The organism is Acidovorax sp. MR-S7 (genome assembly GCF_000400995.2).
GTDB lineage: Bacteria > Pseudomonadota > Gammaproteobacteria > Burkholderiales > Burkholderiaceae_C > MR-S7.
This window is the reverse complement of the sequence record NZ_DF238983.1, coordinates 112,870-136,646: the sequence shown is the minus strand read 5'-3', so window position 1 is coordinate 136,646 and position 23,777 is coordinate 112,870. Positions and strand designations below refer to the sequence as shown.

19 protein-coding genes are annotated in these 23,777 nt (G+C 70.8%); 6 read left to right on the top strand and 13 right to left on the bottom strand.

The window, feature by feature from the left end:
* Positions 1 to 21: 21 nt before the first annotated feature.
* On the bottom strand, positions 22 to 657 hold the full coding sequence (locus AVS7_RS20050; protein ID WP_020229849.1) for an LON peptidase substrate-binding domain-containing protein: 636 nt from the start codon (positions 655 to 657) through the stop codon (positions 22 to 24).
* A 62-nt stretch (positions 658 to 719) separates the two neighbouring features.
* On the opposite strand from AVS7_RS20050, the gene AVS7_RS20045 reads away from it, so the two are divergent.
* Positions 720 to 1,280, top strand: a complete 561-nt coding sequence (locus AVS7_RS20045) for a YggT family protein (protein WP_020229848.1) — start codon at positions 720 to 722, stop codon at positions 1,278 to 1,280.
* A gap of 75 nt (positions 1,281 to 1,355) precedes the next feature.
* Here the strand turns inward: AVS7_RS20045 and AVS7_RS20040 are convergent, their stop codons facing one another.
* From AVS7_RS20040 to AVS7_RS20020, 5 genes are read right to left on the bottom strand one after another with little or no spacing between them, the layout of a single operon-like run.
* Positions 1,356 to 3,470 (bottom strand): acetate--CoA ligase family protein, encoded by a 2,115-nt coding sequence (locus AVS7_RS20040; protein WP_020229847.1) that lies wholly within the window; start codon positions 3,468 to 3,470, stop codon positions 1,356 to 1,358.
* A complete protein-coding gene (locus tag AVS7_RS20035) occupies positions 3,467 to 3,850 on the bottom strand; it encodes a Zn-ribbon domain-containing OB-fold protein (RefSeq protein ID WP_020229846.1) in 384 nt (127 codons plus the stop codon). The genes AVS7_RS20040 and AVS7_RS20035 overlap by 4 nt, the downstream gene beginning before the upstream one ends.
* On the bottom strand, positions 3,847 to 5,007 hold the full coding sequence (locus tag AVS7_RS20030; RefSeq protein WP_020229845.1) for a hypothetical protein: 1,161 nt from the start codon (positions 5,005 to 5,007) through the stop codon (positions 3,847 to 3,849). Before AVS7_RS20030 ends, AVS7_RS20035 begins: the two co-directional genes overlap by 4 nt.
* Entirely contained in the window at positions 5,004 to 6,008 is a 1,005-nt protein-coding gene (locus AVS7_RS20025; RefSeq protein WP_020229844.1) for a tripartite tricarboxylate transporter substrate binding protein, read from the bottom strand. The genes AVS7_RS20030 and AVS7_RS20025 overlap by 4 nt, the downstream gene beginning before the upstream one ends.
* A gap of 34 nt (positions 6,009 to 6,042) precedes the next feature.
* Positions 6,043 to 7,548 (bottom strand): hypothetical protein, encoded by a 1,506-nt coding sequence (locus tag AVS7_RS20020; RefSeq protein WP_020229843.1) that lies wholly within the window; start codon positions 7,546 to 7,548, stop codon positions 6,043 to 6,045.
* Positions 7,549 to 7,771: 223 nt separating this feature from the next.
* Between AVS7_RS20020 and AVS7_RS20015 the strand changes: the two genes are divergently transcribed.
* Together AVS7_RS20015 and AVS7_RS20010 are read left to right on the top strand one after the other, a co-directional pair.
* Positions 7,772 to 8,971, top strand: a complete 1,200-nt coding sequence (locus AVS7_RS20015; protein ID WP_234450038.1) for an ABC transporter substrate-binding protein — start codon at positions 7,772 to 7,774, stop codon at positions 8,969 to 8,971.
* A 24-nt stretch (positions 8,972 to 8,995) separates the two neighbouring features.
* Entirely contained in the window at positions 8,996 to 11,635 is a 2,640-nt protein-coding gene (locus AVS7_RS20010; protein ID WP_024001938.1) for a LuxR C-terminal-related transcriptional regulator, read from the top strand.
* Positions 11,636 to 11,733: 98 nt separating this feature from the next.
* Here the strand turns inward: AVS7_RS20010 and AVS7_RS20005 are convergent, their stop codons facing one another.
* Both AVS7_RS20005 and AVS7_RS20000 read right to left on the bottom strand, forming a co-directional pair.
* Positions 11,734 to 12,879, bottom strand: a complete 1,146-nt coding sequence (locus tag AVS7_RS20005) for an acyl-CoA dehydrogenase family protein (protein ID WP_020229840.1) — start codon at positions 12,877 to 12,879, stop codon at positions 11,734 to 11,736.
* A complete protein-coding gene (locus AVS7_RS20000) occupies positions 12,876 to 13,979 on the bottom strand; it encodes a CaiB/BaiF CoA-transferase family protein (protein ID WP_024001936.1) in 1,104 nt (367 codons plus the stop codon). The genes AVS7_RS20005 and AVS7_RS20000 overlap by 4 nt, the downstream gene beginning before the upstream one ends.
* A 187-nt stretch (positions 13,980 to 14,166) precedes the next feature.
* Between AVS7_RS20000 and AVS7_RS19995 the strand changes: the two genes are divergently transcribed.
* The 3 genes from AVS7_RS19995 to AVS7_RS19985 are packed head-to-tail and all read left to right on the top strand — an operon-like array spanning position 14,167 to position 19,089.
* A complete protein-coding gene (locus AVS7_RS19995; RefSeq protein WP_034691279.1) occupies positions 14,167 to 15,753 on the top strand; it encodes a long-chain-fatty-acid--CoA ligase in 1,587 nt (528 codons plus the stop codon).
* Positions 15,754 to 15,761: 8 nt separating this feature from the next.
* Entirely contained in the window at positions 15,762 to 16,967 is a 1,206-nt protein-coding gene (locus AVS7_RS19990) for an acetyl-CoA C-acetyltransferase (RefSeq protein ID WP_020229837.1), read from the top strand.
* Between the two features lies 1 nt (position 16,968).
* Positions 16,969 to 19,089, top strand: coding sequence for a 3-hydroxyacyl-CoA dehydrogenase NAD-binding domain-containing protein (locus tag AVS7_RS19985; protein ID WP_020229836.1), 2,121 nt, complete (start codon positions 16,969 to 16,971; stop codon positions 19,087 to 19,089).
* Positions 19,090 to 19,228: 139 nt separating this feature from the next.
* On the opposite strand, the gene accD is transcribed toward AVS7_RS19985, so the two are convergent.
* Genes accD through truA form a run of 5 tightly spaced genes read right to left on the bottom strand, consistent with a single transcriptional unit; the run spans position 19,229 to position 23,739 of the window.
* Positions 19,229 to 20,101, bottom strand: coding sequence for an acetyl-CoA carboxylase, carboxyltransferase subunit beta (gene accD / locus AVS7_RS19980; protein WP_020229835.1), 873 nt, complete (start codon positions 20,099 to 20,101; stop codon positions 19,229 to 19,231).
* A 19-nt stretch (positions 20,102 to 20,120) separates the two neighbouring features.
* A complete protein-coding gene (gene trpA / locus AVS7_RS19975; RefSeq protein ID WP_020229834.1) occupies positions 20,121 to 20,930 on the bottom strand; it encodes a tryptophan synthase subunit alpha in 810 nt (269 codons plus the stop codon).
* A complete protein-coding gene (gene trpB, locus AVS7_RS19970; RefSeq protein ID WP_020229833.1) occupies positions 20,927 to 22,195 on the bottom strand; it encodes a tryptophan synthase subunit beta in 1,269 nt (422 codons plus the stop codon). Before trpB ends, trpA begins: the two co-directional genes overlap by 4 nt.
* A complete protein-coding gene (locus AVS7_RS19965) occupies positions 22,196 to 22,924 on the bottom strand; it encodes a phosphoribosylanthranilate isomerase (RefSeq protein ID WP_020229832.1) in 729 nt (242 codons plus the stop codon).
* A complete protein-coding gene (gene truA / locus AVS7_RS19960) occupies positions 22,921 to 23,739 on the bottom strand; it encodes a tRNA pseudouridine(38-40) synthase TruA (RefSeq protein ID WP_020229831.1) in 819 nt (272 codons plus the stop codon). Before truA ends, AVS7_RS19965 begins: the two co-directional genes overlap by 4 nt.
* Positions 23,740 to 23,777: the final 38 nt, after the last annotated feature.

Sequence of the window (23,777 nt, the reverse complement as noted above, 5' to 3'; positions counted from 1 at the left end):
GATAAGCGCTGGAGGCCTATTTCATAGTGAAATACCGGTGCGCTCCAGCACGTCGCCCACCAGCTCCAGGCGCAGGAGCGGATTGTCCAGCGCCATCAGCCGCTGCTTCAGATCGAGCGGCACCGGCAGCAGTTCGCACCAGCGGTTGGCCACCCAGCCGCAGTCCTGCAGCTGCAGGGCGGCGGGCGCCGGGGTCTGCGCGGCGTCGGGTTCGCGGCTGCGCAGCGTGGCCAGCACCTGGGCCAGCGCGTGGGCCGTGCGCCGCAGGTCCTCGGGCACCGGCACGTGGGCATCGCCCGGCAGCTGCTCCACGTCCGCCACCCACAGCCCGTGCGGCAGGTGGCTGCGGTGGGTGATGCGAAAGCGTTCCGTGCCGTGGCAGCGCAGCACGATCAGCCCCGGCTGCGGGGCGTCCAACTGCTCGATCACGGCCAGCGTGCCCACGTCGTGGAGCTGCTCCGGCGGCGCGCCGGCGCGCCGCACCTCGTGCCCCTGGGCCAGCGCCACCACGCCGAACGGCGCGCCCGCGGCCTGGCACTTGCGCACCATGTCGAGGTAGCGCACCTCGAACACGCGCAGTGCCAGCACCCCGCCGGGAAACAGCACGGTGCCCAGCGGGAACAGCGGCAGCGATGTCAGGGTGAGCGGTCGGGGCATGGGGCAGGGGTGGATGCGGCATGGCTATCATCCCACGCAATACGTCGGCCAAGCCCCCCTCCATGCTGTTCCAGATCGTTTCCTTCCTCCTCGACGTCGTCGGCGGCCTGCTCACGGGCGCCTGCCTGCTGCGGCTGTACATGCAATTGCAGCGCGTCTCCTTCGCCAACCCCGTGGGGCGGCTGGTCTTCGCGCTCTCCGACTGGCTGGTGCTGCCGCTGCGCAAGCTGCTGCCCGCCGCCGGGCGCTGGGACCTGCCCAGCCTGGCGGGCGCGCTGCTGGTGCAGCTGGCGCAGTACCTGCTGCTGTGGCTGCTGCTGGGCGGCTTCTCGGCCGGTGCCATGGGCCTGGCCTGGCTGCCATGGATGGCCCTGTTCGGCATGGCGCGCGTGGCCGTCTCGGGAATGATGGGCCTGCTGATCGTCTACGCCGTGCTCTCGTGGGTGCAGACGCGCTCACCCATCAGCGACGTGATCGCGCGGCTGTGCGAGCCGGTGCTGCGCCCCATCCGCCGCGTGCTGCCGCTGCTGGGCGGCATCGACCTGTCGCCGCTGGTGGCGCTGGTGGCGCTGCAGGTGGCGATGATCGTGCTGGGGCACCTGCAGGCCGGGGTGATGCGCTGAGCGGCGTTTCACCATGAAAATGGCCTCCAGTGCTTGACTGGCAAGCGCTGGCAGCTATTTTTTTGATAGTCCGAGTCAATCTTTCCACACAGCCAGCGCGTCCAGCGCTTCCGCGCCGTCCGGGCCTGCGCGCAGCGGGTTGATCTCCAGCGTGTCCAGCTGCGGGCCCAGGGCCAGCGCGGCCTGCGCGATGGCCACGACGGCACGCGCCACCGCCCGCCGGTCCACGGCGGGCGCGCCGCGGTAGCCGTCCAGCAGGGCACGGCCCTTGAGCCGGCCGAGCATGTCCAGCACGTCGTCCTCCGTGGCGGGCAGCAGGCGCAGTTGCGTGTCCTTCAATATCTCGACCCAGACACCGCCCAGCCCCAGGGCCAGCACGGGGCCCCACAGCGGGTCGGAGCGCACGCCCACCAGCAGCTCCACGCCAGGGGCGCGCATGGGCGAGACCACCACGCCGTCGATGCGCGCACCGGGGGCCTGGCGGGCCACGGCGGCCAGCATCGCGTCGCAGGCGGCGGCCGCGGCCTCGGGCGTGGCGATGTTCAGCGCCACGCCGCCCACCTCCGTCTTGTGGGCGATGTCCGGCGACGCGATCTTGATGGCCACGGGGCAGCCGCATGCGGCCGCTGCCGTTGCGGCCTCCTGCGCGTTGCGCGCCAGCGCCTGGGGGATGACCGGCACGCCGCAGCGGCCCAGTGCCTGGAGCAGGGCGCGTTCGCCCTCGGTGCGCTCGGCCGGCGCGGCCGGCTGCGGTGCGGCGGCGGGGCGGGCCTGCGTCTCGCGCATGGCGCGCGACCACGCGACGGCGCGTCCGATGGCCGGCACGGCCAGCTCCAGCCCGCAGGGAAAGTAGTGGAGGCCCAGCGCCTCGACCGTGCCGCGCGCGTGGTCCGTGAGCGACTGCGCGGTGTGACTCAGAATGAGCGCGGGGATGCCGCCGGCGCCTGCGGCCTGCTGGATGGCCTCCAGGCCGGGGCGGCTGTAGCTGCGCTCCTGCTGCTGGGAGATCGGCACGTCGAAGGCCACGCCGAGCAGGTCGAAGCGCGGTTCCTCCAGCAGGATGCGGGTGGTTTCGCCCATGAGTTTGGGGTCGAGGATGATGGCGCCCGTGGTGTCCAGCGGGTTGTGCGGCGTGCCGAAGTCCGGCAGCGCCGCCTGCAGCCGCTGCACGGTGGCGGGGCTGGGCTCGGGCAGGTGGAGGCCCACGGATTCCGCGCGGTCGCCGAGGATCTCGCAGATGCCGCCCGAGATCGACGAGAAGCCCACGCCGTCGCCCCGCAGCACGCCCGTGCGGGCGATGAGTTCGGCGGTCACGACCATCTCCTCGATCGAGTCCACGCGAAGGATGTTCAGCGACTGGCAGACGGCGTCGAACACGCGGTCGTCGCCCACCAGCGCGCCGGTGTGGGCCTGCGCGGATTTCGCCGTTGCGGCGCTGCGGCCGATCTTGAGCACCACCACGGGCTTGCCGGCGGCGCGCGCCCGCTCGGCACCCGCGCGGAAGCTCGCCACGTCCCGCACGGCTTCGATGAAGACCGCGATCGAGCGCGTGTCGGGGTCGTCGGCCATGTGCCCGATCACGCGGCCGACGTCGATCACCGCCTCGTTGCCGGTGGTGACGATGTGCGACAGCCCGATGCCCTGCTTGTGGGCGTACTGGTGGGTGAGCGTGCCCACGGCGCCGCTCTGGGAGATGACGGCCAGGCTGCCCGGCAGGATGGGCAGCGGCGGGGTGATGGTGAACACCGGCGTGCGGCGCACGTAGTTCACGAAGCCCACGCAGTTGGGCCCGATGAGGTGGATGCCGGCCTCCAGCGCCTTGGCGCGCAGCCGCTCCTGCAGCGCCTGGCCGGCGGCGCCGGTCTCGGCATAGCCGGACGCGAGCACGACGGCGTTGCGGATGCCCGCCTCCCGCGCTTCGTCCAGCACGTCTTCCACGGCGGCCTGCGGCACCATCAGCAGGGCCAGGTCCACGGCCTCGCCCAGTGCGCGCAGCGAGGTGGCGGCGGGGCGGCCGTAGACGGCATCGCCCTTGCGGTTCACGGGCAGGATGCGGCCCGTGAAGCCGAAGTCGACCAGGTTCTTGTGCGCGGTGTTGGACCAGGCCGAGCGCTCGGAGGCGCCCACCAGGGCGATGGAGCGGGGGGAGAACAGCGAATGCAGCGCGCCGGGAGCGGTGGTAGGGGTCATGGAACGGTCTTGAAGAGGGGCAGCAGGCTGCCGTCGGTTTGCGGGGCGAAGTGCAGGGCCACGCGCGCGCCGATGGGCGGCACGGCCTGCGCGTCGAAATCCAGGGGAGCCAGCAGGCGCACGCCGTCGTCCAGCGCCACGGTCAGCACGGTGTAGGGCGTGCGCTCGCGGTAGGCAGGCGTGGTGGTGTGGTGCACGGTGACGGCCGAATGCACGGCGCCGGCACCGGCCGAGCGCTGCCAGCGCACGTTCACCGACTGGCAGCACGGGCACATGGGCGAGGGCGGGTGGCGCAGCGCGCCGCAGTCGCCGCAGGCCTGCAGCAGCAGGTGCCCGGCGGCCAGCGCCTCGTGGTAGGGGAGGGCTTCGAGGGAGGTCATGCCGTGTCCTTGCAGAGGATGGCGACGCTGCCGTCGCCCAGGTCGCCATAGCCGCTCACCAGGCCGTGGCGCGCGCCGGGCACCTGGTTGGCGGCCTCGCCGCGCAGCTGGCGCACCATCTCGACGATGTGGTTCATGCCGACCATGTGCGCCTGGGACATGGCGCCGCCATGCGGGTTGACCGGCAGGCGGCCGCCCACCTTGAGCGCCCCGCCGCGCACGAACGGGCCACCTTCGCCCTTGGCGCAAAAGCCCAGGTCTTCCAGCTGGCAGAGCACAATGTAGGTGAAGCAGTCGTAGAGGCAGGCCACGTCGATGTCGCCGCGCCCGATGCCCGCCATGGCGAAGGCGCGGTCCGCGGCCTTGGCGGCGCCCAGGCGCGTGAGATCGGGACGCTGGGTGATGGACAGGGGCGAATCGGGATGGCCTTCGGCCGCGCCCATCAGCCACACGGGCGGGCGGCGCAGGTCGCGCGCCGCATCGGGGGCGCTGACCAGCACGGCGGCGGCGCCGGCGTTGTCGATGCAGCAGTCGAGCAGGCGCAGCGGGTCCGCGACCATGCGCGAGTTCTGGTGGTCGTCGATGGTCATCGGCCGGCGCATCAGCGCGTTGGGCTGGGTGCTGGCGTGGTGGCGCATGGCCACCGCGATCTCCGCGAAGTCGGTGGACCGCGTGCCGTACTCGTGCATGTGGCGGCGGGCCATGGCTGCATAGAGCTGCGGCGCGGCGAACGCGCCCAGCGGCATCTCGAACTCGGCCACGCCGCGGAAGACCTGCAGCTGCGCGATGCGGGCGGTGGCGTCGCCGCCGCGGCCGTCGCGCCCCGTGGGCAGCAGCACGTGGCGGCAGATGCCGGCCTGGATCACGGCGGCGGCCAGCTGCAGCGCGGCCACCGGGCTGGCGCCGCCCATGGGCACCATGGCGGAAAAGCGCAGGTCGCGGATACCGAAGGCCTGCACGAAGTCCTCGGCCAGTGCCGAGCCGTTGGACATGGCGATGACGCCGTCGATCTCGGCCGGTGCCACCCCGGCATCGCGCGCCGCCGCCAGGCCCGCCTGCAGCTGCAGCGACAGCGTGGAGAACTCGCTCACGCCGCGCTGGTAGCCCAGCTCGGCCGCGCCCGTGAACGCGGCGCAGTGGTTCAGGCTGCGCGTCATTCGAGCGAGATACCGCTTTGCTGGACCACGCGGCGCCAGTTCACCAGGTCGGAGAGGATGCGCTCCTGGAAATTCTCGGGTGCGCCCGAGGCTGGCGCCAGCCCCATGTCGAGGATGCGCTGGCGTGTCTCGGGCTGGCGCACCACCTTCTCGATGGCGGTGCGGATCTTGTCGGCCAGCGCGGGCGGCATGCCTGCGGGCGCGAAGGCGCCGTACCAGCCCACCACCTCCAGGCCGGGGTAGCCCAGCTCGGTGAACGTGGGCACGTCGGGCAGCAGGGGCGAGCGTTTGGTGCCCACCACGGCATGCGCGCGCATCTTGCCGGCCTTGATGTAGGGCAGCGAGGTGGCCAGGTCGACGAACGACAGCCCCAGCTGGCGGCCCAGCATGTCCTGCAGCAGCGGCGCCGCGCCCTTGTAGGCGATGGCCTCGCCCTGGATGCCGTTGCGCTTGTTGAACAGCTCGGCGTAGATGTGCGAGGTGGTGCCCGTGCCATAGGTGCCGTAGGAATACTTGCCCGGCGCGGCCGAGGCCAGCTCCACGTAGCGCTTGACGCTCGTGATCTCCGGGTCCGTCGTCACCAGCAGCGACGGCGCATCCGCGACGCGGGTCAGCGGGGTGAAGTCCTTGAGCACGTCGTAGGGCAGCTTCACGCCCAGCGACGGGGCCTGCACCAGGTAGGTGATGGTCAGTAGCAGCGTGTAGCCGTCCGGCGCGGACTTGGCCACCTGGTTGTTGCCGATGATGCCGGAGGCGCCGGCCTTGTTCTCGACGATGACCTGCTGCTTCCATTCATGGGTCAGCCCGTCGGCCAGGATGCGGGCCAGGATGTCGCCCGCGCCGCCGGCGGGAAAGGGCATCACCAGCTTGACCACCTTGTTGGGAAAAGCCGCCACCTCGGGCGGAACGGGGGCCTTCTGGCCGTAGGCGGGTGCACTGGCGAGCAGCGCCGCGGCGGCGGCCCAGCCGAGCCAATGGCGGCGCGGGGTGCGATGGGTCATGAGGGTGTCTCCTTTTTTCGGTCGGTGGAAGGGGTCAGGCGAAATGCCAGCGCGGCGTGCCGTCGTGCTGCAGGGCCACGGTGCCCCGCAGGCCCACGGGCGATGCCTGGGGGCTGGTCAGCAGGCCGATCGCCTGCGTGTCCGATGCGGGCACGCAGGCGAGCACGCGCGTGGATTGCGGTGTGCGGGCGATCACCACGCCGTGCCGGGGGCTGCCGTCGCGCTCGAACAGCGTCGTGTGCGTCTCCAGCTGCGCCGGGCCGCTGTAGCGCAGGTCCAGCGCCGGCGCCGGGCCGCGCGCCGCGTCGGCCGCCGCCTGCACGCTGTAGTGCTCGTCGAGCGGGTGGGGCGCGGGCCGGGAGGACACCACCAGCGCATGGTGGCTGGTCGCGTAGCCGCCCTGGCCATACAGCAGCCCCATGGGGGCGCCGGGCTGCCGCAGCCGGCGCATCACCGCCGCGGTGGCATGCGTCATGTAGTTGCTCAGCGGCGCACCGAAAAAGCTCAGCCCGCCCGTGCAGCTCAGGGGCGCATGCGCCGGCAGGCCCAGCGCGCGGCGCGCGAGCTTGGGCACGACGGGAAAGCAGCTGTAGAGCTCGATGCAGCAGTCCTGCAGCGGGTCGGCAAGCCATTGCCGGGCGGCGCCGAGCACGGCGGTCTGGGCGGGCACGCTGCGGTAGTCCGCCCGGTCCAGGTAGTCCTCCGGCTCGCTGGCCGCCGCGCCGCCCCACAGGTGCAGCCATTGGCGCTCGGGCACCTGCAGCTGCTGCGCCAGCGCCGCGTCCATGAGCACCACGGCCGCGCCCTGGTTGACCTGCGGGTTGGCGATGACGCGCACCGTGTACGGCCATGCGATGAGCCGGTTGGCGGGCGTGATGGCGGTGATGTCTTCGGGCGCGAGGGCCTGGCGCGACCAGGCCGAGGCGTTGGCCTGGGCCGCCTGCGAAAAGCCGGACCAGATGCGGCCGCTGTCTTCCAAGGCCTCGGCGGGCGTCTGCCCCCAGGCGGCCAGCGTGGCGTTCTCGTAGAACGGGTAGACGCTGGCGGGGCTGGCCACGCCCAGCTGCACGGCGAGCGGACGCAGCCAGTCGGTGCCGCGCTTGAGGTGTGCCTGCGGGTTGCGGGGCGACCACGGCAGCGCCTGTCCCGCCTTGCGGGCTGCCTGGACGAAATATTCCGACTCCGCACCCACGACCACCGCCACGCGGGACTCGCCGCGCTGGATGCGCAGCGCGGCCTCGTGGATGAAGCGGACAGGCGATTCGCCGCCCACCTCGCCGTACGCCTGCCGCGCCGGCGCGATGCCCAGGCGCGACGCGAGCTGGCCGGGTGCGTCCGGGTAGGGCCAGGAGTATTCGGAGACCACGTCGATCGAATCGACCAGCGCGAGGGCGCCGGGCGCGCCCGCGTCCTCGAAGGCGCGCCGCACGGCGGCCTCCATCAGCGCCAGGGGTTCCCGGGCCTGCGACAGGTCAGCGGTCTTGAGGGTGATTTCGCCCTGGCCGACGAGGACGGGGCGGTGGTTGAGCGGCGATGGCATGGCCGGCAGTATCTGGAGATCGCGCCGACGCCGCATCGTCCGTTACGACGAATTGCGCGTCGCCAGGCAGTGCAGGCAGGGTTAACGCGGAGGGCGGTGCGGGGCGGAATCGTCGCATCGGACGATGTGCGGCGCCCGTGCGCCTGTCCACAATGCGCCAGCCTCAATTCACATCCAGGAGACAACGCAGATGCCACGCAACGCCCTTTCATCCTTGCGCACCATGACCGCCGCCCTGGCGCTGGCGGGCCTGGCCCACCATGCCGCGGCGCAGGGCATTTCCGACGCAGAGGTGCGCATCGGCGTGCTGACGGACCTGTCGGGCGTGTATTCGGACGCGAGCGGGCGCGGCTCGGTGCTGGCCGCGCAGATGGCCATCGACGACTTTGTCGCACAGCACAAGCCCGCTTTCAAGATCAAGCTGCTTTCGGCGGACATGCAGCTCAAGCCGGACATCGGCGCCTCCATCGCGCGCACCTGGTTCGACCGCGAGGGCGTGGACATGGTGACCGACATTCCCTCGTCGGCCGTGACGCTGGCCGTGATGAACCTGGCCGTGGAGAAGAACAAGGTGGTGATCCCGGTCGGCCCCGCGTCGCTGCGCATCACCAACGACGACTGCAACGCCACGACGATGCACTGGGCCTACGACGAGTATTCGCAGGGCCAGGGTACGGCGCGCGCGATCACCGAGTCGGGCAAGAAGAGCTGGTTCTTCATCGAGGCCGACTACGCCGGCGGCAAGGCGCTGCGCGCGGGCTTCGAGGAAGCCATCAAGGCCGCCGGCGGCACGGTGGTGGGCAGTGCCAGGCACGCGCTGGGCGCGGGCGACTTCTCGTCGCAGATCGTGCAGGCGCAAGCCTCCAAGGCCGACGTGATCGGCATGGCCAACGCGGCGGGTGATTCGGCCAACCTGCTCAAGCAGTCGGCCGAGTTCGGCGTGACGCCCAGGCAGGTGATCGCCGCGTCGCTTACCCACATCACCGACGTGCACGCGCTGGGCCTGAAGGCCGCCAAGGGCCTGTTCCTGACCGACGGCTTCTACTGGGACCGCAACGACGCCAGCCGCACGTGGTCGCAGCGCTTCTTCGAGCAGCGCAAGAAGATGCCGACGATGGTGCAGGCGGGCACGTATTCCGCCGTGCTGCATTACCTCAAGGGCGTGCAGGCCGCGGGCACCGACGAGGCCAAGGCCACCGTGGCGGCGATGAAGAAGCTGCCCGTGAACGACGTGTTCGCCGAGAACGGCCGCGTGCGCGAGGACGGGCGCATGGTGCACGACATGTACCTGTTCGAGGTCAAGGCGCCCGAGGAGTCGAAGAAGCCCTGGGACTACTACAAGCTCAAGGCCGTGATTCCCGCGGAAAAGGCCTTTCGTCCCATCGAGCAGAGCACCTGCAAGCTGGTGAAGAAACAGGGGTAGAAACCGGGTAGATTCGCCCGTGCCATGACACCGGCCCACATCCCTCGCCTCACCACCAAACTCACGCCCCCGGCCGCTGCGCCCCATCAGTTGACCCGCCACCCGGCGGGGCTGGATGCTCCCACCGCCGCGCGCGTGGTGCTGGTGCGCGCACCGGCGGGCTTCGGCAAGAGCACGGCGATGATGCAGTGCCACCGCGCGCTGGAGGCACGCGGCCAGACCGTCGCCTGGCTCACGCTGGACGCGCTGGACAACGACCTCTCGCGCTTCCTGCACTACCTGGGCGAGATGATGGTGCAGGCCGGCATCGCCAGCGCGCCGCCGCGCAGCCCCGTGGAGGCGGTGGACGCCATTGCCGCGCATCCAAGCGCCTTCACCTTCTTCATGGACGAGTTGGACACGCTGCGCGACGCGGGTGTGCTCGGCCTGCTGCGCGAGCTGATCGAGCGCCTGCCGCGCGGCGGCCAGCTCGTGGTGGGCTGCCGCGGCTGGCCCGACCTGGGTCTGGGCCGCCTGCGCGCGCGCGGGCAGCTTGTCGAGGTGGGCCCGGCGCAGCTGCGATTCAGCCTAGAGGAGACGCGCGCATTCCTGCGCAACCGCGATGCGCAACTGCCCGAGCATGCGCTGGTCACCCTGCACAACCGCTGTGAAGGCTGGGCCACGGGCCTGTGGCTGGCGTCGCTGGCCTTGCAGCGCCGCCGCGACACGGTGGCGCTGGCCGAGAGCTTCTCCGGCTCCGACCAGGCGCTGGCCGAATACCTGGCCGAGGACGTGCTGGCCCACGAGCCGCCCGAGGTGCGCGAATTCCTGCTGCGCACCAGCGTGCTCAAGCAGCTCACCGCCCCGGTCTGCGCCGCGCTGTGCCCGCAGACCGACTGCGCGGCCATGCTGGAGCACCTGGCGACGCACGGCGTGTTCCTCACGCGCATCGGCGACGCGCCGCCCACCTGGCGCTACCACAGCCTGTTCGCCTCGTTCCTGCACGCGCGGCTGGCGCAGCAGCCGGGGGCGCAGGTGCGCGAGCTGCACGCGGCCGCTTCGCATGCCTACGAGGCCGAGGGCCGCCCCGTGCCCGCCATCGACCACGCCATCCTCGCGCAGGACCATGCGCGCGCCATCGCGCTGCTGGCCGCGCATGCCGAAGCCTTCGTGGAGCAGGGGCGGCTGCGCCTGCTCGACCGCTGGTTCCAGGCCGTCAGCCCGGCCGCGCTGCAGGGCCACGAGCGGCTCACGCACCTGGCGCTGTGGGCCGCCTGCTTCACGCGCGGCCCCATCGAGACGCTGGCGCAGATGGGCTGCGGCGACGCGCGCCCCGCCGAGGGCGAAGCAGCGCACTACCTCGCGCTGCGCGCCATGCTGCTGGCGCTGCAGGACCGCTATGCCGACGCCTACGCCGTCGGCCAGCAGGCGCTGGCGGCGCTGCCCTCGGAGCTGCCGTTCGCCGACAGCGCGCTGCTCAACCTGATGGCCAACATCTCCTCGGTGCTGGGTCATACCGACGAATCGCGCCGGCTGCTGGGCGTGGCGCGCTCGCGCTTCGGCGGCAGCACGTTCAACCGCATGTACGCCGAGTCGCTGGAGGGCATGTTCGACCTGTTCGAAGGCCGCATGCGCCAGGCCACGGCGCGCTTTCGCATCGCCGTGGAATCCACGCACCAGGCCACGTTCAACCAGAGCCACGGCAACGCCTGGGCGGGCGTGCTCTACGCCTACGCGATGTACGAGGCCAACCGGCTGGAGAAGGCCGACCACCTGCTCAACATCTACCTGCCGATGGCGCGCGACGTGGGCTTGCCCGACCACATGATCCTGGGCCACGCGCTGCGCACGCGCCTGGCCTTCGCCGCGGGCGACGTGGACAGTGCCCTGCACACGCTGACCGAACTGGAGCACCTGGGCCACCTGCGCCACCTGCCGCGCGTGGTGGCCGCCGCGCACCTGGAGCGCGCGCGCATCTTCATGCAGCAGGGCAACAGCCGCGCCGCGCAGGACGAGCTGCGCCGCGCCAGCGCCATCCCGCCGTGCGACGGCGGCGCGCAGGACGGCTACCGGCTGCTGGCGCAAGACCTGGAATACCCCGCGCTCGCGCAGCTGCGCTGGGACGCCTGCTTCGGCGACGCGCTGGCCGCCGCAGGCGATGCCGCCGCTGAGGCCACTGCCGCCGAGCGCGCGGGCCGCTACCGCCGCGCGCTCAAGCTGCGGCTGATCCATGCGCTGGCCGAACACCGCGCGGGGCGGCCCGCCACGGCGCTGCTGGAGCCGCTGCTGCAGACCGCGTGCCGCGAAGGCTTCGTGCGCCTGGTGCTGGACGAGGCACCGTGGATCACGCCGTTGCTGGCCGCCTACCTCGCGGCCATGCAGGGCGGGGAGGGCGACCCGATCTATGCCGAGTACCTGCGCCAGCTGCAGGCATCCGCGCACATCGCGCTGGATGCAGACTCCGCGCAGGACATGCCCGCGCCGCCCGCCGAGCCGCTCACGCGCAAGGAACTGCACGTGCTGCAGCTGCTGGCCGAGGGGTATTCCAACAGCGCCATTGCCGAGAAGATGGTGGTGGCGGACACGACGGTGCGCACCCACCTGAGGCACATCAATGCCAAGCTGGGGGCGGGCAGCCGCACGCAGGCGGTGGCACTGGCCAGGCGGCTGCGGCTGATTCCTTGACTATTAAAAAGTGAGCTGGCTGCGCTTGACAGCATTGGGTTCAAGATAGAAAACTAACTGAAATCCTTTGTAGGAAAGCGCAGGCAGCTATCAAATTTTCACATCGCCCGCGCGATCACTTCCTTCATGATCTCGCTCGTCCCCCCGTAGATGCGCTGAATCCGCGCATCCAGGTACATGCGCCCGATCAGGTACTCGTTCATGTAGCCATACCCGCCGAAGAGCTGCACGCACTCGTCCACCACGCGCCCCAGCGCCTCCGAAGCCCATAGCTTCGCCATCGACGCGGTTGTCGCATCCAGTTCGCCTGCCAACTGCCGTTCCACGCAGCGGTCGATGAAGGCGCGCCCCACCTGGATCTGCGTAGCGATGCCCGCGAGCTGGAAGCGCGTGTTCTGGAACTCCGCGACCGGCTTGCCGAACGCCTGCCGCTCGCGCACGTATTGCAGCGTGCTTTCGTACGCACCTTCCATCATCGCCAGCGCATTCACGCCGATCAGCAGCCGCTCGTACGACAGGTCGAACATGAGCTGCGCGAAGCCCCGGCCCTCCGTGCCGCCCAGCAGGTTGGCGGCGGGCACGCGCACGTCGTCGAAGAACAGCTCGGACGTGTCCTGCGCCTTCATGCCGATCTTGTCCAGCAGGCGGCCCACGCGGTAGCCGGGCAGGCCGTCGGTTTCCACCGCGATGATGGAGATGCCCTTGGCGCCCGCGCCGGGATCGGTGCGCGCCACCACCAGCACCAGAGCGGCCAGGAAGCCGTTGCTGATGAAGGTCTTGGTGCCGTTCAGCACGTAGTCGCCGCCGTCCCGCACCGCGCGCAGGCGCACGCCCTGTAGGTCGGAGCCCGCGCCGGGCTCGGTCATGGCGATGGCGCCCACCATCTCGCCGCGCGCCATGCGCGGCAGCCACTTCGCCTTCTGCTGCGGCGTTCCGTGGCCCTGCAGATAGTGGGCCACGATGCTGTGCACGGCCACGTTCATGCCGGTGAGCGAGCGGCGGTACAGCTCCTCGCCGATCACCGCCTCGTGGCGGAAGTCGCCGCCCGCGCCGCCGTATTCTTCGGGGATGTCGGTGCACAGCAGGCCCAGTTCGCCCGCCCGGCGCCACAGCGCCTGGCCCACGTGGCCCTGCTCGCGCGCCTGCGCGTCGCCGGGCTGCATCTCGTCCTCGATGAAGCGTGCCACGGTCTGGCGGAACAAGGCGAGGTCGCCGTCTTCCCAACTGCGTTTGAAATCGATCACGAAACCGTCTCCTGGGTGGGGTGTTGTGTCCAGCGCGCGAGCAGCGCGTCGGCATCCGCCGGCTGCGGCGCGGGCGGCACGCGCAGCGCGTGGCGGCCGAAGCGCGGCGCGGGCGCGGGCTGCACCATGCCGTTGGCCTCCACATAGGTGCCGCGCGCCGCATTGTGCGGATGCGCGGGTGCCTCGTCCCAGTCCAGCACGGGGGCCACGCAGGCGTCGCTGCCTTCGAGCAGCGCGCACCATTGCTCCTGCGTGCGGGTGAAGAACAGGTCGGCCAGCTTCACCTTCAGCGAGGGCCACCAGCGCGCGTCCGTCTGGTGGTCGAAGTCGGGGTTGTCCGCCAGGCCGCAGCGGCTGCGCAGTTCGGCGTAGAACTGCGGCTCGATGGCGCCCACGGCCAGGTACTTGCCGTCGGCGCAGGCATACACGTCGTAGAAGTGCGCGCCGCCGTCCAGCAGGTTCTCTCCGCGCTCGCTGCTCCACTGGCCCGCGGCCTTGAAGCCGTAGAACATGGCCGAGAGCAGGGCGGCGCCGTCGGTCATGGCCGCATCCACCACCTGGCCCTGGCCGGTGCGGCGCGCCTCCCACAGCGCGCTCAGGATGCCCACGGCCAGCAGCATCGCGCCGCCGCCGAAGTCGCCCACGTAGTTGAGCGGCACCGTGGGCCGCTGGCCCGCCTGCCCGATGGCGTGCAGCGCGCCGCTGATGGCGATGTAGTTGATGTCGTGTCCCGCCGCATGCGCCAGCGGCCCGCTCTGGCCCCAGCCGGTCATGCGGCCATAGACCAGCGCGGGGTTGCGCGCCAGGCACACGTCGGGCCCCAGGCCCAGGCGCTCCATCACGCCGGGGCGAAAGCCTTCGATGAGCACGTCGGCGCGCTCGATGAAGGCCAGCGCACGATCGCGCGCGTGCGGCTCGCGCAGGTTCAGCGCCAGCACCTGCCGCCCGCGTGCCAGCACGTCGTGGGGCGAGGCCTCTTTGCCCTCGCGGCCGATGCGCAGCACCTCCGCGCCCAGGTCGGCCAGCACCATTGCGCAGAAGGGGCCGGGGCCGATGCCCTCCATCTCGACGACCTTCAATCCGTGCAGCGGCCCTGGCATGGTGTGTTTCCGTAGTTGTCCATGCGGGCCAGTATCTGGATGGCCGGAGGCGGCGGCAATCGTCCGATCCGACGACGTGCCCAAAAATCGTCGCTCCCGACGATTGGCGCTCCCTCGCGGGCGCTGCATCATCCCCGCACATCTACCGGAGACAAGACCCGTGAACAACGCAGCCCCCACCTACGCCATGGACGCGCCCCTGCTGCTTAAGAACCTGCTGCTCGGCGCGGCGCGCCACCACCGGCGCGGCGAGATCGTCTCGGTCATCGACGGCCGCACCGTGCGCCACACCTATGCCGACTGCGAGCTGCGCGCGCGCCAACTGGGCCAGGCGCTGCTGGCGCTGGGCGTGCAGCAGGGCGACCGCGTGGCGACGCTGGCGTGGAACGACCACCGGCACTATGAGCTGTACTTCGGCGTCACCGGCGTGGGCGCGGTCTGCCACACGGTGAACCCGCGCCTGTTCCTGGAGCAGATCGTCTACATCGTCAACGACGCGCAGGACGTGGCGCTGTGCTACGCGCAGGATTTCGCCGAGCTGGTCGAGAAGATCAAGCCCCAGTGCCCCGGCGTGCGCCACTGGATCCCCATCGACGCCCCCGCATCGCAGCCCGGCAGCTACGAGGCGCTGCTGGCAGCGCAGGACGGCAGCATGGCCTGGCCCGACTTCGACGAGCGCGCCAACGCCTTCCTGTGCTACACGTCCGGCACCACGGGCCAGCCCAAGGGCGTGATGTACACGCACCGCGGCACGGTGCTGCACGCCTACGCGGTGGCGCTGCCCGATTCGCAGAACGTCTCGGCCTGCAGCGTGCTGATGCCGGCGGTGCCCATGTTCCATGCGAATGCGTGGGAGTCGCCTTTTTCCGCCACGCTCACCGGCGCCAAGCTGGTGCTGCCGGGGCCGAAGCTCGATGGCGCGTCGCTGCACCAGCTCATCGAGGCCGAGGGCGTCACCCTGTCCATCGGCGTGCCCACGATCTGGTTCAACGTGCTGTCGTACCTGCAGCAGAACGGCCTGCGTTTCCGCACGCTCCAGCGCCTGCTGCTGGGCGGCTCGTCCACGCCGCTGTCGATGGTCGAGGCCTATGCCGCCATGGGCGTGCAGGTCACGCAGGGCTGGGGCATGACCGAGACGGCCGCCATGACCACCACTACCCAGCCGCTGCCGCACCACCAGGGCGTGCCGCTGGCCGAGCTGCAGCGCACCATCTACCAGACGGCGGGCCGCGTGGTGGCGGGCGGCGACCTGCGCACCGTCGATGGGCAAGGCCGCGAGATCCCCTGGGGCAGCGGCCAGCCGGGCGATCTGCAGGTGAAGGCGCCCTGGGTCATCCGGCGCTACTACGGCGCCGGCGCGGATGCGGTGACAGAGGACGGCTGGCTGCCCACGGGCGACGTGGCGCTCATCGACGCCGACGGCTTCATGCGCCTTACCGACCGCAGCAAGGACGTGATCAAGTCCGGTGGCGAATGGATTTCCTCCGTCGATCTGGAGAACCTGGCCATGGCCGTGCCCGGCGTGGAGCTGGCGGCCTGCATCGCCGCCCAGCACGACCAGTGGGGCGAGCGGCCCGTGCTGGTCGTGCAGCCGCGCGAGGGCGCCGCGCTGACGCAGCAACAGGTGCTGGCCGGCCTCGAAGGCCAGATCGCCAAGTGGTGGATGCCCGATGCCGTGGTGTTCGTAGACAAGATTCCTCTGACTGCCACCGGCAAGCTCTCCAAGCTGGAGCTGCGCAAGCGCTTCGGCACCCATCTGCTCACCAGCAAGTAGGCCCATCCATGCAAGACGTTTTCATCTACGACCACGTGCGTACGCCGCGCGGCAAGGGCCGCCCCGGCGGCGCGCTGCACCCCATCACGCCGGTGCAGCTGGCGTCGCAGACGCTGCGCGCGCTGCGCGAGCGCAACGGCTTCGATCCGCGCGCCATCGACGACGTGGGCCTGGGCGTTGTCATGCCCATCGGCGAGCAGGGCGCGGACATCGCGCGCGTGGCGCTGCTGGAGGCGGGCTACGGCGACACCGTCTCGGGCTACCAGCTCAACCGCTTCTGCACCTCGGCGCTCGACACGGTGAAGATGGGCTTCGGCCTCATCGCCTCGGGCCAGGCGGATGCGGCCATCGGCGGCGGCGTGGAGTCCATGTCGCGCGTGGCCATCGGCAGCGACGGCGGCGCGGTCTATACCGACCCGGACGTCGGCAAGCGCTACCCCTACATCCCCAACGGCGTGGCCGCCGACCTGATGGCCGCGCTGGGCGGCATCACCCGCGACGAGGTGGACGCCTACGCCGTCGAAAGCCAGCGCCGCGCCGCGCAGGCGGTGGACGCGGGCTGGTTCGATGCCTCGCTCGTGCCCGTGCGCGACCGGCTGGGCAACGTGGTGCTGGCGCGCGACGAAGCCCACCGCCCCGGCACCACGCTGGCCGACCTCGCCAGGCTGCAGCCCGTGTTCGACAAGCCCGGCGCGCTGGGCTACGACGCGATCGTGCTGCGCCGCTACCCGCAACTGGACCGCATCGCGCACATCCACACCGGCGGCAACTCCAGCGGCATCGTCGATGGCGCCTGCGCCGTGCTGCTGGGCAGCCGCGGCTTCGGCGAACGCGGCGGCCTGCGTGCCCGCGCGCGCATCCGCGCCGCCGCCACCTGCGCCGACGAGCCGCTCCTCAGCCTGGGCGGTCCGATGCCGGTGACCGACAAGGCGCTGGCGCGCGCGGGCATGTCCATCCGGGACATCGACCTGTTCGAGGTCAACGAGGCCTTCGCCGTCGTGCCCATGTGCTACGCGCGCCACTTCGGCATCGACCCGCAGCGCATCAACCCCAACGGCGGCGCCATCGCCCTGGGCCACCCGCTGGGCGCCACGGGCGCCATGCTGCTCGGTACGTTGCTCGACGAACTGGAGCGCCGCGACCTGAACACCGGGCTGGTCACGCTGTGCGCGGCTGCCGGCCAATCCACCGCCCTCATCATCGAAAGAGTTTGAAATGACGGATCAATTTCCTCTGACGCTGCAAGAGGGCGGCATCGCTCTCATCCGCCTGGACGCTCAACCCGGCGAGGCCGGCGCGGTCTGCCCGCCGCAGCTCGAAGCGCTGGTGGCCGCATTGCAGACCGCTGCCGAACGCGCCGACGTGCAGGGCGTGCTGTTGCACGCCAGCGGCCCGTCATGGCTGCCCGAAGCGGGCGCGCAGGCGTGGCTCGATCTGTGCCGCGCGGGCGATGCCCATGCCATCGCCGCAGTGCTGCAGCGCCGCTCCGGCCTGCTGCGCGCGGTGGAGCGCCTGCCCAACCCCATCGCCATCGTCATTGAGGGCGCATGCATGGACTTGTGCCTCGAGTTCGCGTTGGCCTGCCATGCGCGCTGGGCCGTGCCTGGCGCACGGCTGGGCCTGCCGCTGGTCAAGCGCGGCCTTCCCCCGAGCGCGGGCGCCACGCAGCGCCTGCCGCGCCTCGCGGGCATTCCCGCCGTGCTCAATGGCCTGCTGGCGGGCGATACCTGGGAGGCGGACGCTGCCCGGCAAATGGGCCTTTTGAGCGGCGTGCAGCCTTTGGCGCAGGCGCTGCAGGATGCGCGCGCATGGCTGCTGGCCCACCCGCAGGCCCAGGCACCGTGGGATGCCAAGGGCTACCGCCTGCCGGGCGGTGCGGGCGCGATGGCTGCACATGCAGGGCGCAGCTTCACCGACAACATCGCTCGCCTGCGCAAGCCCAGCGATACCCAGCCCGCGCCGCTGGCCCTGCTCTCGGCCGTCTACGAAGGCACGCAACTGCCCATCGACGCGGCGCTGAAGGTAGAGGCGCAGTGCGCCGCCCAGGCGCTGGCCGAGCCGGCCACGGCCAACCAGATCCGCTCCCTGTGGCTGCACCAGGCCCAGGCGCGGCAACTGGTGCGCCGCCCGGCGGATGTGCCCGAGCAGCCCGTGCGCAAGCTGGGCGTGCTGGGCTCGGGCCTGATGGGCGCGGGCATCGCCCAGGTGGCTGCGGCGGCGGGCATCGACGTGGTCATGGTGGACACCAGCGCCGAGCGCGCCCAGGCCGCGCACGGCAAGATCGCCGCGGCCCTGGCGCGCGGCCACGGCGACCGCGCCGCGGCCATCGCCCAGCGCATCGAGCCCACGGCCGATCTGCAGCGCCTGCACGGCTGCGAATTCGTCATCGAGGCGGTGTTCGAGGACCGCGCCGTCAAGGCCGACCTGATGGCCCGCGCCGCGCCTGTGCTGGCCGACCGGCCCGTGCATTTCGTCTGGGCCAGCAACACCTCCACGCTGCCCATCGGCGGCCTGGCATCCGCATGGGCCGCACCGGAGCAGGTCATCGGCATGCACTTCTTCTCGCCGGTGCCGCGCATGCCGCTGCTGGAGATCATCCTGGGCGCGCGCACCAACCCGGCCACCGTCGCCCGCACGCTGGACCTGGCCGCGCGGCTGGGCAAGACGCCCATACTGGTTAACGACAGCTCGGGCTTCTATACCAGCCGCATCTTTTGCGCCTACATCGACGAAGGCATGGCGATGCTGGCCGAGGGCGTGAACCCCGCGCTCATCGAAAACGCCGCGCGGCAGGCGGGCTTCGCCACGGCGCCGCTGGCGGTGACCGACGAGGTGTCGCTGGACCTGCAGGCCCTGGTCATCGGCCAGGCGCGCAAGGACGGGCTGGAGGAAAAATTCCTGCGCACCCTCGCCCAGCCCGCGGTGGAGCGCATGAACCAGCTCCAGCGCCTGGGCCGCAAGAGCGGCGGCGGTTTCTACGACTATCCCAAATCCGGCAAGCACCTGTGGCCGGGGCTGGCGCAGCAGTTCCCGCAAAGCGGCGAGCAGCCCGATCTGGACACCGTCATGGGTCGCATGCTGTGCATCGAGGCGATGGAGTCCGCGCGCTGCCTGGAAGAGGGCGTGCTGACCTCGGCAGCCGACGGCGACCTGGGCGCGCTGCTGGGCCTCGGCTTTCCGGCGTGGACGGGGGGCACCTTCTCCTATATCGACACCGTGGGCTGTGCGGCCTTCGTGCAGCGCTGCGACGTGCTGGCCGACCGCTTCGGCGAGCGCTTCCGCCCCTCGGCCTGGCTGCGGGACCGTGCGGCGCAGGGGCTGCGCTTTCACCCGTGAGGCCGCCAGCGCTGGAGTAGGCATGTTTTTGGCCTCCCGCGCTTGCCAGTCAAGCGCTGGCAGCTCTCATTAGAGGAGCGGGATGCAAAAAAAAGACCGCCGGGCAGGGCGGTCTTTTTGATGGGGGCAGCGTTGGCGCTCAGGCCACTGCGTCCGCCGGCAGCCGCTGCAGCATGGCCAGGCTGCGGGCCACGGTGTCGCGCAGCTCGCGCCGGTCGCAGATGAAGTCCACGGCGCCCTTGGTCTGCAGGAATTCGGCGCGCTGGAAGCCCTCGGGCAGGGTGACGCGCACCGTGGATTCGATCACGCGCGGGCCGGCGAAGCCGATCAGGGCCTTGGGCTCGGCGATGACGATGTCGCCCACGAAGGCGAAGCCTGCGGAGACGCCGCCCATGGTCGGGTCGGTGAGCACGCTGATGTAGGGCAGGCCCTTCTTGGCCAGGCGCGTGAGCGCGGCATTGGTCTTGGCCATCTGCATCAGGGACAGCAGGCCTTCCTGCATGCGCGCGCCGCCCGTGGCGGTGAAGCACAGGAAGGGCACCTTCTGCTCGATGGCGGTTTCCACGCCGCGCACGAAGCGCTCGCCGACCACGCTGCCCATGGAGCCGCCCATGAAGTCGAACTCGAAGCAGGCGGCGACCACGTTGATGCTCTTGACCGAGCCGCCCATGACGACGAGCGCGTCGGTCTCGCCGGTGTTCTCCAGCGCCTCCTTCAGGCGTTCGGGGTACTTGCGGCTGTCCTTGAACTTGAGGGCGTCGACGGGCAGGACTTCCTGGCCGATTTCGTAGCGGCCTTCGCCGTCCAGGAACAGGTTGAGCCGCGCGCGCGCACCGATGCGGTGGTGGTGGCTGCACTGGGGGCAGACGTTCTGGTTGTGCTCCAGGTCGGTCTTGTAGAGCACGGCCTCGCAGCTCGGGCACTTGACCCACAGGCCCTCGGGCATCTGGCGGCGCTCGGCGGGGTCGGTTTGCTGGATCTTGGAGGGCAGGAGTTTTTCGAGCCAGGACATGGTGTGTTCCTCTTGAAATTCAGGCGTCCATTGCCTTGCGGATGCCGCGCAGGAAATCGACGGTGATGGGCACGACTTTCTCGTGCGGCTGGTCCTCGATGAGCTGGATGATGCGGCTGCCGATGACGACCGCGTCGGCCACGCGGCCGATGGCCTGGGCGGTGGCGGCGTCGCGGATGCCGAAGCCCACGCCGACGGGGATCTTCACGTGCTCGCGGATGCGCGGCAGCATGGCCTCGACGGCGGTGGTGTCCAGCGCACCCGAGCCGGTCACGCCCTTGAGCGAGACGTAGTAGACGTAGCCGCTGGCCACGCGCGCCACCTGCTGCATGCGCTCGGGCGTGCTGGTGGGAGCGAGCAGGAAGATCAGGTCGATGCCTTGAGCGCGCAGTTCGGCAGCGAACTGCTCGCATTCCTCGGGCGGATAGTCCACGACCAGCAGGCCGTCCACGCCGGCGGCAGCCGCGTCGCGCGCGAACGCGCCCTGGCCGTGGCGCTGCTCGTAGCGCTCCACCGGGTTGGCGTAGCCCATGAGCACCACGGGCGTGGTGCTGTTGCGCTGGCGGAAGCTGCGCACCATGTCGAGCACCTGCGCCATGCCGATGCCCAGAGCCAGCGCCTTCTCGCCGGCCTTCTGGACGACGGGGCCGTCGGCCATGGGGTCGGAGAAGGGCACGCCCAGCTCGATCACGTCGGCGCCGGCCTCCACCATGCCGTGCATGAGTGCGGGCGTGATGTCGGCGAACGGGAAGCCGGCCGTCACGTAGGGGATGAGGGCCTTGCGGCCCTTGGACTGCAGCTCGGCGAAGGTGTCTGCAATGCGGCTCATGCGGCGGGCCCTCCCTTGACCGTATGGCCGCGCATGCTGGGGCGGTCGTAGAAGTCGGTGCCGGACAGGTCGGCCACGGTGCCGATGTCCTTGTCGCCGCGCCCGGAGAGGTTCACGAGGATGGATTGCGAAGGTTGCATGGTCTTGGCGAGCTTCATCGCGTGGGCCACGGCGTGGCTGGATTCCAGCGCGGGGATGATGCCCTCGGTGCGGCACAGGTAGTGGAAGGCCTCCAGCGCCTCCTGGTCGGTGATGCCCACGTATTCGGCGCGACCGATTTCCTGCAGCCAGGCGTGCTCGGGGCCGACGCCGGGGTAGTCCAGCCCGGCGCTGATGCTGTGCGTCTCGGTGATCTGGCCGTTGTCGTCTTGCAGGATGAAGGTGCGGTTGCCGTGCAGCACGCCGCTGGAGCCGCGCTGCAGGCTGGCGGAGTGCTTGCCGCTGTCGAGCCCCTCGCCCGCGGCTTCCACGCCGATCAGGCGCGTCTTCTCGAACGGGATGTAGGGGTGGAAGATGCCCATGGCGTTGCTGCCGCCGCCCACGCAGGCGACCACGGCGTCGGGCTGCTCGGCGGCGATCTGCTGTGCGCGGAGCATCTCGGGCATCTGCGTGAGGCACTCCTGGCCGATCACGCTCTGGAAGTCGCGCACCATCATCGGGTAGGGGTGCGGGCCGGCCACGGTGCCGATGATGTAGAACGTGTTGTCCACGTTCGTCACCCAGTCGCGCATGGCCTCGTTGAGCGCGTCCTTGAGCGTCTTGCTGCCGGATTCGACGGGCACCACGGTGGCGCCCAGCAGCTTCATGCGGTAGACGTTGGGGCTCTGGCGCTTGACGTCCTCGCTGCCCATGTAGACCACGCACTCCAGGCCGTAGCGCGCGCAGATCGTGGCCGTGGCCACGCCGTGCTGGCCGGCGCCGGTCTCGGCGATGATGCGCGGCTTGCCCATGCGCTTGGCGAGCATGGCCTGACCGATCACGTTGTTGATCTTGTGCGCGCCGGTGTGGTTGAGGTCCTCGCGCTTGAGGTAGATCTGCGCGCCGCCCATTTCGCGCGAGGTGCGCGCGGCGTGGTAGACGGGCGAGGGCCGGCCCACGAAGTGCGCCAGCTCGTAGTGGAATTCGGCGAGGAATTCCGGATCGTGCTGGTAGCGCGCGTAGGCTTCGCGCAGCTCGGTCAGCGCGTGGGTCAGGGTTTCGCTGGCGAAGCTGCCGCCATAGGGGCCGAAATGGCCCGACGCATCGGGTTGTTGGTATGCAGGCATTTAGGAAAGGGAAGCTGGTGCCGCATCCGCCGCGCGCACGGCGGCGATGAAGCGTTGGATCTTGCCGGCGTCCTTGACGCCCTTGAGGGGAGCGCCATCTGGACCGTCGGCCTCTACGCCGGAGCTGACGTCAACCGCCAGCACCCGGCAACGCGGGCGAACCTGCAAGATGCCATCGGTCACGTTTGCAGGCGTGAGTCCACCAGACAAAACGAGGTGAGAGTCGACGCTTGGTGGAAGGAGTGACCAATTGAATGCCTTGCCGCCGCCGCCATAGCCCTCGACGTGGGCGTCGAGCAGGATGGCGCGGGCGTGAGAGTGATCGTGGGCGTATTTTACGAGGTCGAAGCGCGCCGCCCCTTCGCCCAGCGGAATGCGCGCGGCGCGCAGGAAGGGAATGCGCCCCTGGTCGCTGGCGGCCCAGCAGTCCTCGGGCGACTCATCACCATGAAATTGCGCTGTAGCGCCCGCCACGCAAGCGCAATCAGCTATCACTTCGGTAGCGGGTGCGTTCACGAACAGCAGCACGGGCGTGACGAAGGGCGGCAGGCGCCGGGCCAGCGCGGCAGCGCGCGCGGGGGTGACGGCGCGCGGGCTTTTCGGATAGAGCACGAAGCCGATGGCGTCGGCGCCCGCATCGACGGCGGCGTCCACGTCCTGCTCGCGGGTCAGGCCACAGATCTTGATGCGGGTGCGGGAGGCGTGGGCTGGGGGAGGGGGGCTGCTCATGGCAGCCAATCATACGCAGCGGTGCGCGTAGGCAGGCCCCACTCGGGCCCGTACACCGGCCCCAGGAAATACAGGCCGTCGGGCGAGAAGGTGGGGGCGGCCGCGTCGCGCGAGCGTGCCTGGAGCACCGTGCGCATCCAGTCGGGCGGCTGCAGGCCCTGGCCGATGGCGACGATGCAGCCCATGATGTTGCGGATCATGTGGTGCAGGAAGGCATTGCCCTCGAACTCGAAGCGCCAGTAGCACGGCGTGCAGCCGTGCAGGTCGTGGCCGCTGGCCGGGCCGCGGCGCGTGATGTCGATGCGGTGCAGCGTCTTCACCGGCGTCTTGGCCTGGCAGGCCGAGGCGCGGAAGGACGTGAAGTCGTGCTCGCCCAGCAGGTTCTGCACGGCGGCGCGCATGGCCTGCTCGTCGAGCGCATGGAACACCCAGCCCACGCGTCCCGCGTCCACGCTGGGCCGCACGGGCGATTGCAGCAGCACGTAGGCATAGCGGCGCGCGACGGCGCTGGCGCGCGCGTGGAACGCATCGGGCACGGGCTGGGCCCACTGCACGGCGATGTCGGGCGGCAGGAAGGTGTTGGTGCCGCGCACCCAGGAGAAGGGCGCGCGCTGCAAGGCGGTGTCGAAATGCACCACCTGCATCAGGCCGTGCACCCCCGCGTCCGTGCGGCCCGCGCACAGGGTCGATACGCCATGCGTGGCGAAGCGGCCCAGGGCCGCTTCGAGGTGGTCTTGCACGGTGTTGCCGCCCGGCTGGCTTTGCCAGCCGCTGTAGGCCTGGCCGTTGTAGCTGACGCCCAGGGCCACCCTCATCGTGCGCACTCCGGCCGGGCCCACGGCGCGCGGGCGCG